Origin of the sequence: Vibrio sp. (assembly GCF_047973365.1) — a bacterium.
In the GTDB taxonomy this organism is placed as follows: domain Bacteria; phylum Pseudomonadota; class Gammaproteobacteria; order Enterobacterales; family Vibrionaceae; genus Vibrio.
In genome coordinates this window covers 1-6,091 of record NZ_JBKEBW010000086.1, presented here as the reverse complement: position 1 = coordinate 6,091, position 6,091 = coordinate 1, and the positions used below count along the sequence as shown (strand labels likewise).

The following is a 6,091-nucleotide window of genomic DNA, read 5'->3' as shown; positions in this document are numbered from 1 at the left end:
ATAAAACCTATGACAAAAAGTAACCTAGAAACTAACACCGGCCATCGATTTATCTCAAAAGCTAAAACCGCTTATAAGATTCATATCCATACTCCCGATGACAGCGTTTTGCACAGATCGGTTGGTTACATACGTCTAGGTGAAACAAAAGGTCTAAAAAAAGCCATCAAGCTCAGAAATGAACTCGGACGAGAGATGTGGGGCAAACATTGGCGTCGTATTTTAAAAGATCCATTCTTAATGACTCGCCTTCCTCACAGCTTAGAACCGAAGATCATCTATAAGCCTCGTCCGACAAGTGATAACCCTGAGAGCCGCGACGCTTGTTATATTGCCGCTTGGCGCAACTACGATCCCGAAGGCAAATGCACATTTAAGAGTGTGGTTTGCTCGATCAACAAACATGGCAAACTTGCCGCCTATACGAAGACAAAGAAAGCGCTGTTAGAAGCACATAAAGACTGCTTAGACATTCTTATCTATATGGGGCGCTTAAGCAGCATTGATTTGAAGTGATTTAGTAAGGGATTAAGCAAGCGATCTTGCTTTAAATAAAAAATACCCCCAACACTTGCTCAAGTTTCGGGGGTAGATTCAAGCGATTTAGAGATTACTCTTCGACTTGATATTCAAATGCAGGCACAACAATATCTACTCTTCGGTTTTGTTGACGACCTTCCTTTGTTTCATTCGATGCGATTGGATTACTTTCACCTTGACCAGAAATAATCATTCTTGATTCATCGATACCGTTTTTAAACAGTACGTCAGCAACAGCTATAGCACGCTTCTCTGACATCGCTTGGTTATACTCGGCAGAACCAAGAGAATCCGTGTGCCCCGTGATTTCAACTTTCGCTTGTGGATTGGCATTTAAGAAAGTGGCTAATTCATCTAACTGTTTAGCCGCTTGTGAAGAAATTTCTGCACTATTGTGGGCAAAATTATTACCTGATAAGTGTTGATCCGGATACGATTTCGTAACGACTGTAACTTCAGGTTCTGCAACTTCAATAACGTCTGGCGCCACTGGTTCAACAGCGACAGGAACAGGATCTGTTTTGCTGCTGCCAAATTTATAACTAAGACCTAACGTTACAGTGTTAGCCATAGCACGAACAATATCATTGTTAATATCTGTAATAGCTTGATATTCGAGGCGAAGAGACACATTGTCATCTGCTAACCATTCGATGCCAGCAGCACCTAGATAAGAAAAATCATCTTTTGAGCCGTAATCTACGTATGCACCACCTGCTTTAACATACAATGCAAGTGCTTCAGATACAGGCAAACTGACTCTTGGAGCTAAAGTGATTGCATCTACCCTCTCATCATTTAAGCCCGCGCCAGTAAATTTGTCCAAATAATCGTAGCCTAGCTCAAGAGATAGCCAATCATTCGCTTGATAACCTAAGTAAGCGCCTAATGTCGGATTACTCGTTTTTTCATCACACACGCCGCCCGATAAGCAAGCATCATCAAGCCAAGAAACACCAATTTTACCACCAACATAAACATCAGAAACTGCTGCTGTAGAAGTCACAGCTAAAGATAGCGAAATAATCGCAGCTAACTTATTCATATTATTATTCCTACAATATTGACGATTGACATTCACAATCGACTGATAACCAATGGCGGCGATTATGACGACAATATGTAGCAAAACCACAGCACAGGCTGTTTTATTTAGAACGCCATGCTAATAAACAATAGCGAATAGAAACCATTTTTCGGTTGCTTAGAGGTAATCGTAAACTAAACAAATTTTAATCAAAAAAAAGCCGCAGATATTTCACTGCAGCTTTTTCTGAACGTCTAAGGAGTGGAGTGGGTTATTACGCGTTTGCTTCACGCTGTTCGATAAACGCTAGTGCCATTTTGATACGAGCGATAACACGCTCTTTGCCGATAAGTTGCATTACTGCATCCACGGAAGGAGATTGACCGCCACCAGTTACAGCGACACGTAGCGGCATACCGATTTTGCCCATACCGATTTCAAGTTCTGCGCACACTTGTTCGATCACCTGGTGCAGAGCTTCAGTCGTCCACTCAGTTAGCGCTTCAAGTTTGCTTAACGCAAGAGTTAGAGGTTCTTTTGCTACACCACGTAGGTGCTTCTTAGCCTCGCCTTCTTCAAACTCAGAGAAATCCTCGTAGAAGTAACGAGATTGCTGTGCAAGTTCAACTAGGGTGTTACAACGCTCGCCAACAAGAGAAACGATTTGTGCAAGTGCAGGACCGTTGTCTTTGTTGATACCTAGGTTATCAAAGTGCCACTCTAGGTGTTTCGCTACATACTCAGGATCTGAAGATTTAATGTAGTGGTTGTTCAACCAAAGCAGTTTATCAGTGTTAAATGCTGATGCTGATTTTGAAATCGCATTGAGGCTAAATAGGTCAATCATCTCTTGTTGAGAGAAAATCTCTTGGTCGCCATGCCCCCAACCCAAACGCACAAGATAGTTGATCAGAGCTTCAGGTAGGTAACCTTCGTCGCGGTATTGCATTACCGAAACCGCACCGTGACGTTTAGACAACTTAGCACCGTCGTCACCCAAGATCATTGCGCAGTGTGCAAAGGTAGGAACTTTCGCGCCAATTGCTTGGTAAATGTTAATTTGACGAGGCGTGTTGTTGATATGATCTTCACCACGAATAACATGCGTAATACCCATATCGATATCATCAACCACAACACAGAAGTTGTAAGTTGGCGAACCGTCTGTACGGCGGATGATTAAATCGTCTAGTTGGTCGTTACGAATTTCAATGCGACCACGAATTTGGTCATCAAATACGACACTGCCGCCTTTAGGGTTACGGAAACGAATCACACAAGGATCACCCTCTTTTGCCGCTTCATTTACCGCCTTGATTTTTGGATGATTCGCATCGTAACGAGCCATCTCTTTGTTTGCTTCTTGCTCAGCACGAACTTCATCTAAAAGTTCTTTAGATGCGTAACATTTGTATGCTTTGTCTTGCGCCAAAAGTTGATCAACAACTTCGTTGTAACGATCAAAACGTTTAGTTTGGTAGTAAGGACCTTCATCCCATGCCAAACCTAACCAACTCATACCTTCAAGAATCGCATCTACTGCTGCTTGAGTAGAACGTTCAAGGTCAGTGTCTTCAATACGTAGAACAAATTCACCGCCTTGGCTTTTTGCATATAACCAAGAGTAAAGTGCTGTACGTGCACCACCAACGTGAAGATAGCCCGTAGGACTTGGGGCAAAACGAGTTTTAACCGTCATTTGACTTCCTTAGAGATAAAAACAACAGCGGCACATTAAGCCACTGCGATTGAAAGGATAAAATTTGCCGCCATTTTACCATTGATGACTAAATCCACAATGGAAGATTAATTCATATTCCATCACACCGCTTGACCTTACCTTTGGGTCAAGGTTTATGCTTTCATTACTGTCGAATGGAGGAATAAAAAAATGGGTCATTACGCACTGCCGTTATCTGGTTTAAATTGCATGGACTGCGCACGCAAAGTTGAGCGCCAGCTCAATGCGGATTTCACGCTTGAACTTCAATCCCTGTCTCCAACTTTTATTGAGTTAGAAGTAGACGCTCCACTGGACAAAGTCATCGACAGTATCGAATCATTAGGCTATCACGCTGGCAACTCGCTGCAATTTAGCTTACAAGGCTTAAATTGTGGCAATTGCGTCAACAAGCTCAGTAAGCATTTGCAAACCTTTGACGACATTGCCCGCTTAGAGGTTGTAAAACAATCACTGTCACTGATTACCTCGAGTTGTGACGCGGACATCATCGATCGCGTATCTCAGGTTGGTTTCACAGCAACCCTGATGAATGCTCCTCTAGCAGCGGCAGAAACAAAAAATACAGTAGTTACTGACAAAACGACCGAACAAGAGCAAGTGGCAGAATCAGAGCTCACACCTGTTGAAGCAACACCTGTTAAAACAATTGCAAATACAGTCAATGAGTTCGTAAACACTCACCTGATAATTAAAGGTATGACTTGCGCCAGTTGTGTTTCCTCTGTAGAAAAATCATTGCTCTCAGTATCTGGTGTAGAAAAAGCGCAAGTTAACCTAGCAGAACAAACCGCCTTAGTGATTTCAAATCAAGATGTCACCTCTGCGTTGGTGGCCGCAGTAAAACAAGCGGGTTATCAGGCTGAATGGATAGATGACCCAGTCGAACAACAAAAGAAACAGCAACAGAATTTAGAGCTTATTCAAAACGAACATAAACGAAATGCAGCTTTAGGCTTAGCCTTAGGGATCCCTCTAATGGCCTGGGGTGTATTCGGTGGCAAGATGATGATCCAAACCACCAGCGATCAAATGGCTTGGGGTGTAGTTGGATCACTGTGTCTTGCACTTTTATCTACCGCAGGGAAAGGATTTTTCACCAGCGCATGGCAAGCACTGACTCACCGCCGAGCAACCATGGATACTTTGGTCGCACTCGGTACAGGGGCTGCGTGGTTCTATTCTATTCTAGTGGTCATGGCGCCAAACTGGTTCCCTGATAGCGCACGTCATGTCTATTTTGAAGCCACCGCTATGATTATTGGTTTAATTTCTTTGGGTCATTATATAGAAGCCAAAGCCAAAGCAAGAACCACGCAATCACTTCAAGCGCTGATCAATTTGCAGCCACAACAAGCAACCTTAGTCATAACCAATAATGGTGAGACGACCGAGCAAACTATTGCTATCGCTGATATCAAGCAAGGGATGACTTTGCGCGTAAAACCAGGTGAGCAATCTCCGGTAGATGGTGTCGTGTTAGAAGGCAGCTCTTATGTGGATGAGTCGATGCTTACTGGCGAACCTATTCCTGTTTATAAATCAACATCAAGCCCAGTGTCTGCGGGCACGATTAATCAAGATGGTAGCTTATTGATACAAGCAACCGGCATTGGCTCGCAAACCATGCTCTCTCGTATCATCAAAATGGTTCGTCAGGCACAAAGCAGTAAACCAGCTATCGCTAAAATGGCAGACCAAATCTCGGCCGTTTTTGTGCCAACGGTTGTGCTGATAGCAATTTTTTCAGCGTTAATCTGGTACTGGTTTGGTCCTGAACCCAAAGCCAGTTATATGCTGGTGATTGCTACCACAGTACTCATCATTGCCTGTCCTTGTGCACTTGGTTTGGCAACACCATTGTCAGTTACTGTTGGTGTGGGTAAAGCCGCAGAAATGGGCATTTTAATTCGAGATGCCAATGTTCTTCAGTCAGCTAGCAAAATCAATACTGTGGTATTTGATAAAACAGGTACGCTCACACAAGGTAAACCGAGCGTTCAGCAGCTCATTACTTTTAATTCAAACCAACAGCAGGTCTTGGCTTTGGCCTACGCTTTGGAGCTGCACTCCGAGCATCCTTTAGCCAAAGCGGTTTGCCTCTACGCAAAAGAGAATCAAATATCCCCAACGGCCATAAGTAACTTCATCAACTTACGCGGACAAGGCATTCAAGCCGACCATCAAGGGCAAGCAGTGCATATTGGGTCTATCGGCTATTTCCAATCTTTAGATATCGATTTAACCGAAGCAGAACAAACCCTAGAGACTTTTTCAACCAACGCTTGGACTCCTGTCGCTATTGCCCTCAACAAACAGCTGATTGGCCTTATAGCGATTGCCGATCCGGTAAAAGAAAGTGCTGCGCAAGCTATCCAAGCGCTTAATGAAATGGGGATTCATACCGTTATGCTAACCGGTGATAACCAAAGTGTAGCGAACTCAATTGCAAGCAAGCTCGGTATAAGCCAAGTGATTGCTCAGGTACTTCCAGACCAAAAAGCGCAACATATTGAAGAGTTACAGCAACACAACAGAGTTGTAGCCATGGTCGGTGATGGTATTAACGACGCACCAGCCCTTGCTCAGGCTGATATCGGTATTGCAATGGGTAGCGGCAGTGATGTAGCGATAGAGAGCGCGCAAATGACGCTACTCAATTCCTCACCGCTATCGGTCGTCAGTGCTATCGAACTGTCACAAGCGACAATTAAGAACATGAAGCAAAACCTGCTTGGCGCATTTATTTACAACAGCTTTGGTATTCCGATCGCCGCAGGTGT

4 protein-coding genes are annotated in these 6,091 nt (G+C 43.8%); 2 read left to right on the top strand and 2 right to left on the bottom strand.

Going from position 1 to position 6,091, the window contains the following annotated elements; translation table 11 throughout:
* Positions 1–9 precede the first annotated feature (9 nt).
* On the top strand, positions 10–516 hold the full coding sequence (locus ACK5MF_RS11500) for a Fe3+-citrate ABC transporter substrate-binding protein (protein WP_416922328.1): 507 nt from the start codon (positions 10–12) through the stop codon (positions 514–516).
* A 94-nt stretch (positions 517–610) separates the two neighbouring features.
* Here the strand turns inward: ACK5MF_RS11500 and ACK5MF_RS11495 are convergent, their stop codons facing one another.
* Together ACK5MF_RS11495 and gltX are read right to left on the bottom strand one after the other, a co-directional pair.
* Positions 611–1,585 carry an OmpA family protein gene (locus tag ACK5MF_RS11495; protein WP_416922327.1) on the bottom strand — a complete coding sequence of 325 codons (975 nt, stop codon included), beginning with the start codon at positions 1,583–1,585 and terminating at the stop codon, positions 611–613.
* A 256-nt stretch (positions 1,586–1,841) separates the two neighbouring features.
* Positions 1,842–3,266, bottom strand: coding sequence for a glutamate--tRNA ligase (gene gltX / locus ACK5MF_RS11490; RefSeq protein WP_416922325.1), 1,425 nt, complete (start codon positions 3,264–3,266; stop codon positions 1,842–1,844).
* Positions 3,267–3,458: 192 nt separating this feature from the next.
* On the opposite strand from gltX, the gene ACK5MF_RS11485 reads away from it, so the two are divergent.
* On the top strand, positions 3,459–6,091 hold a 2,633-nt coding region (locus ACK5MF_RS11485; protein ID WP_416922323.1), incomplete at its 3' end, for a heavy metal translocating P-type ATPase.